Annotated in this window: 6 protein-coding genes and 1 riboswitch; of the genes, 2 read left to right on the plus strand and 4 right to left on the minus strand. The window is 71.6% G+C overall.

All coding sequences use genetic code 11. The annotated features are described in order from the left end of the window. Positions 1 to 85: 85 nt before the first annotated feature. The 4 genes from GA0115240_RS09545 to GA0115240_RS09560 form a co-directional block, all read right to left on the minus strand. Positions 86 to 1807, minus strand: a complete 1722-nt coding sequence (locus tag GA0115240_RS09545; RefSeq protein WP_093736227.1) for an urease subunit alpha — start codon at positions 1805 to 1807, stop codon at positions 86 to 88. After that, positions 1800 to 2249, minus strand: coding sequence for an urease subunit beta (locus tag GA0115240_RS09550; RefSeq protein WP_346267930.1), 450 nt, complete (start codon positions 2247 to 2249; stop codon positions 1800 to 1802). The genes GA0115240_RS09545 and GA0115240_RS09550 overlap by 8 nt, the downstream gene beginning before the upstream one ends. Positions 2250 to 2262: 13 nt before the next feature. After that, positions 2263 to 2565: an urease subunit gamma gene (locus GA0115240_RS09555; protein WP_093736228.1), complete on the minus strand. Its 303-nt coding sequence runs from the start codon at positions 2563 to 2565 to the stop codon at positions 2263 to 2265. Between the two features lie 117 nt (positions 2566 to 2682). After that, positions 2683 to 2961 (minus strand): type II toxin-antitoxin system Phd/YefM family antitoxin, encoded by a 279-nt coding sequence (locus GA0115240_RS09560; protein WP_093736229.1) that lies wholly within the window; start codon positions 2959 to 2961, stop codon positions 2683 to 2685. A 97-nt stretch (positions 2962 to 3058) separates the two neighbouring features. Between GA0115240_RS09560 and GA0115240_RS09565 the strand changes: the two genes are divergently transcribed. After that, positions 3059 to 3694, plus strand: a complete 636-nt coding sequence (locus GA0115240_RS09565) for an ATP-dependent Clp protease proteolytic subunit (protein WP_093736231.1) — start codon at positions 3059 to 3061, stop codon at positions 3692 to 3694. A gap of 6 nt (positions 3695 to 3700) precedes the next feature. Then, positions 3701 to 4021, plus strand: coding sequence for a hypothetical protein (locus GA0115240_RS09570; protein WP_093736230.1), 321 nt, complete (start codon positions 3701 to 3703; stop codon positions 4019 to 4021). Between the two features lie 385 nt (positions 4022 to 4406). Continuing rightward, positions 4407 to 4588: riboswitch (cyclic di-AMP (ydaO/yuaA leader) on the plus strand. The last annotated feature ends 100 nt before the right edge of the window (positions 4589 to 4688 follow it).

Below are 4688 nucleotides of genomic sequence, written 5' to 3' on the forward strand. Positions count from 1 at the left end.
GGCCGGGAAGCGGCCGTCGGCGAGCAGCAGCAGGGCGGTGCGGGCGGCGGGGCGGGTCGTCGTCATCCGGTGGGGACCGTCGCTGTCAGAACAGGAAGTAACGCTGGGCCATGGGCAGTTCGGCGGCGGGCGCGGGCTCCACCGCCTCGCCGTCGATCCGTACCGTGAAGGTGTCGGGGTCGACCTCGACCAGCGGCAGCGCGTCGTTCTCCCGCATGTCGGCCTTGGTCAGCGACCGGGTGCCGCGGGTCGCGGTGAACTCCTTGCCGAGGCCGAGCCGTTCGGGCAGTCCGTCCGCCAGCGCGGCCTCGGTGACGAAGTTGACCGAGTTCTGCTGAGGGGCCGCGCCGACACCGCCGAACATCGGCCGCGGCAGCACTGGTTGCGGGGTGGGGATGGACGCGTTGGCGTCGCCCATCTGCGCCCAGGCGATCTGCCCGCCCTTGATGACCAGTTGCGGCTTGACGCCGAAGAACGCCGGCTCCCAGAGCACCAGATCGGCCAGCTTGCCGGGCTCGACCGAGCCGATCTCGGCGTCCAGGCCCTGCGCCACCGCCGGGTTGATGGTGTATTTAGCGACATAGCGACGGGCCCGGTGGTTGTCGGCCGGCCCGTCACCGGGCAGGGCGCCGCGGCGCCGCTTCATGACGTGCGCGGTCTGCCAGGTCCGCAGCGCGATCTCGCCGATCCGGCCCATGGCCTGCGAGTCGGAGCTGATGATGCTGATCGCGCCGAGGTCGTGGAGCACGTCCTCGGCCGCGATGGTGGACGGCCGGATGCGGGACTCGGCGAAGGCCAGATCCTCCGGGACGGCCGGATTGAGGTGGTGGCAGACCATCAGCATGTCGAGGTGCTCCTCGACGGTGTTGACGGTGTGCGGCCGGGTCGGGTTCGTCGACGACGGCAGCACGTGCGGCTGCGAGACGACGGTGATGATGTCCGGTGCGTGCCCGCCGCCGGCGCCTTCGGTGTGGTAGGCGTGGATACCGCGGCCGGCGATCGCCGCGAGGGTGTCCTCGACGAACCCGGCTTCGTTCAAGGTGTCGGTGTGGATGGCGAGTTGGGCGCCGGTCTGCTCGCACACGGTCAGACAGGCGTCGATGGCGGCGGGCGTGGACCCCCAGTCCTCGTGGATCTTGAAGCCCACCGCGCCGGCCCTCAACTGGTCGTGCATGGACTGCTGGTTGACGGTGTTGCCCTTGCCCAGCAGCCCGACGTTGACCGGGTAGGCCTCCAGGGCGGCGAACATCCGGGCCAGGTGCCAGCCGCCGGGGGTGACGGTGGTCGCCTTGGTGCCCTCGGCGGGTCCGGTGCCGCCGCCGATGACGGTGGTGACCCCGGAGGCGAGCGCCTGCGTCATCAAGGTGGGCGAGATGAAGTGCACGTGCGCGTCGATCGTGCCGGCGGTGAGGATCTTGCCGTTGCCCGCGATGATCTCGGTCTCGGGTCCGATGACGAGGTCCGGGTGCACGCCGTCCATGGTGTCCGGGTTGCCGGCCTTGCCGAGGGCGGTGATCCGGCCGTCCCGGATGCCGATGTCCGCTTTGACGACGCCCCAGTGATCGAGGACGACGACGCCGGTGATGACCGTGTCGGGGGCGCCGTCGGCGCGGGCGGCGCGGCTTTGCCCCATGGATTCCCTGATGACCTTGCCGCCGCCGAAGACCGCCTCGTCGCCGGCCGAGCCGGGGCCGCCGGCCAGGTCGCGTTCGACCTCGATGAGCAGATCGGTGTCGGCGAGCCTGATGCGGTCGCCGGCGGTCGGGCCGAAGAGGTCGGCGTATACGGCCCGGGACAGCTCAGCCACGCTCGGCTCCGTTCGGATCGGGACGTCCGGCCGGGCTTCCGGCCGGGCTTCCGGCTGGGCTGTCGGCAGGGCTTCCCGCGGCCGGTGGCCCGGCCGTCTCGTCGGTGCTGCCGCCGGGAGCGCCGCCGGGCCGGGCGTCGAGCGGGCCGGCGGTCTCACCGCGCAGGCCGGGCACGATCCGCCGCCCGGCGATGGGTACCAGCTCGACCTCGGCCGGGATACCGGGCTCGAAGCGTACGGCGGTGCCGGCCGCGATGTTCAGCCGCAGGCCGCGGGCGGCGGCGCGGTCGAAGCGCAGGCCCGGGTTGGCCTCGGCGAAGTGGTAGTGGGAGCCGACCTGGACCGGCCGGTCGGCGGCGTTGAGCACCGTCAGCCGGGTCACCGGGCGGCCGGCGTTCAGCGGCACCGGCTGCCGCGCGGGGAGGATCTCTCCGGGAATCACTCGGGCCCGCCCCTCAGACGATCGGCTGGTGGACGGTGACGAGCTTGGTGCCGTCCGGGAAGGTGGCCTCGACCTGGACCTCGTGGATCATCTCGGGGATGCCGTCCATGACGTCGGCGCGGGTCAGCACGGTCCGGCCGGAGGCCATGAGTTCGGCGACGGTCCGGCCGTCGCGCGCCCCTTCGAGCAGGTGGGCGGTGATCAGGGCGACCGCCTCGGGGTGATTGAGCCGCAGCCCGCGGGCGCGCCGCCGCGCCGCGACGTCGGCCGCGACATGGATGAGCAGACGTTCCTGCTCGTGGGGGGTCAGCTGCACACTGCACCTCACAGTCGTCCGGGTTCCGCGAGATTAGTTCGGCGCCGTTTCGCCCGCGTTAACGCCTGTTGCGGGCGGCTGTTACGGCTTGGGCGCGCCCGGTCGGCACGCCCCGGTTCAGCGCACCTCGGGCCGGCGGTCCTGGGCGGCGATGCCGAACCTGCGGCGTTCGCCCGTGGCGGACGGGCGGGAGCCGACGGAGGAGACCGTGCTGACCACCTGCTCCTCGGCCTGCTCGTCGAGATCACGCAGTCGCTGCAGGTCAGCGGCGGATACCAGGGCGACGAGCGGCTTGCCGTGGCGGGTCAGCACCACCTGTTCACCGCCGTAGACCACGCGGTTGATGAGCTCGGCGAGCTCGGCCCGCGCTTGTGTCACCGGGACGTCATGGGTCATGCTCCCCATCATAACGAGATGTACGTCCTGTACATTTTGAAGAGAAGGACCTGACGGACCTCGTATGGACCCGATGGAAGCGCCGGAGGTACCTGCCATGTTCCGACCGACCGCCCGCTATGTGCTGCCGGAGTTCACCGAGCGCACCAGCAACGGGACCCGCACCATGGACCCGTATTCCAAGCTGCTCCAGGAGCGGATCATCTTCCTGGGCACCCCGATCGACGACACCTCGGCGAACGATGTGATGGCCCAGCTCATCCACCTGGAGAGCGCGGCGCCGGAGCAGGACATCCACCTCTACATCAACTCGCCCGGCGGTTCCTTCTCGGCGATGACCGCGATCTACGACACCATGCAGTTCGTCACCTGCGACGTGGCGACGGTGTGCATCGGGCAGGCGGCCTCGGCCGCCGCGGTGCTGCTGTCCGCCGGACAGCACGGCAAGCGCATGATCACCCCGGGCGCGCGGGTCCTGATCCACCAGCCCTCGCTCGGCGAGGTGGTGCAGGGCCCGATCTCCGACCTGGAGATCCAGGCCAACGAACTGCTGCGGATCCGCGAGCAGTTGGAGACGCTGCTCACCCGGCACACCGGCCAGGACCGGGCGACGGTCCAGGCCGACATCGAGCGGGACAAGGTGCTGGACGCCGAAGCCGCGGTGGCGTACGGACTGGTGGACCGGCTGACCACCGGTCGCAAGGCCAACACGGCCCCGTACGGCCCGCGGTGACCGGCGGTGGTTCCGGAACTGCCGCCGCTGCCCGCCCTCACCCGCTCCGAGGGCGAACTGGTCGACCGCTATCTGGAGATGGTCGATCTGCTGGGGCGGATCAACCCGTCCCGGACCACTGACACCTACACCGCGCTGCGGGCCGCGCAGGCGCTGGTCAGCCGGGCGGTGGCGCTCAAGGACGCGCTCACCACGATGCACCTGCGCGGCGAGACCGAGCTGCACCACGGCACGCTCGGCCGGGCGCTGCGGGTCCTGGACGGTGAGCGCCGGTCCGGCCTCGTCGCGGTGGTGCCCGAGCCGCGCGTCGGACCGCCGGAGGCCTAGCCGCCAGGTGGGCTGAACCGGCGGATGGGCTGAACCGCCGGGCGGATACGGCTGGGCCGGCGACGGCGTGGCCGCCGGCGCGCCTGCGGGGCGCGCGGCGGCTCAGCCCATTGGCCTAGCGGTTACCGGGCACCGAATTCCGCCGCAGTTGCGCGTGTCGACTGGACAGCGCCCCTTTCTCAGATCATCACACCAGGTCAGCGAGGGGAGCCGGGCCGCGGAAGACGGCAGCCGGCCGCCCGTTCACCGGCCTGGTCCAACTGTGATCAACATCACATCGCGCGTTTCTGTCACTGCGTGAGCACGTTCCGTGCGTAAGCATCCCTGGTGACGACAAGCCCCCGTCACCGTGACGGGGCGGTCCGCGCGGACGCCCAATCCTGCCGCCGCGCGGATGCCAGGTCGACACGAGAGCAACGGCGGGAGCGGAGGACCCAGCACGACGGGGCCGGCCACGGAAACTGCTTCCCGGCCGTCCCCTTGGGGTGAAGCCGCGCTGTGCGGCCGGGCATCTTCGCCTGCCCGAACCCGACAGGTCATCCTTCGCAGGCAGATGACGAAGGGTCGCGCATGACCGCGCTCCATCCGCTCCCCCGGCGGGAGACGACCGCTTCCTCCTCGCCCTCCGCCGGGCCGGCCGCCTCCCCGGCCGCGACCCCGGTCGCCC

The sequence above is a fragment of the Streptomyces sp. DvalAA-14 genome, from assembly GCF_900091855.1.
Classification (GTDB): Bacteria; Actinomycetota; Actinomycetes; order Streptomycetales; family Streptomycetaceae; genus Actinacidiphila.

Excerpts from the sequence above, each read along its gene's own strand:
- GA0115240_RS09560 (WP_093736229.1), bottom strand. The coding sequence starts at position 2,961 with ATGACCCATGACGTCCCGGTGACACAAGCGCGGGCCGAGCTCGCCGAG.
- GA0115240_RS09565 (WP_093736231.1), top strand. The coding sequence starts at position 3,059 with ATGTTCCGACCGACCGCCCGCTATGTGCTGCCGGAGTTCACCGAGCGC.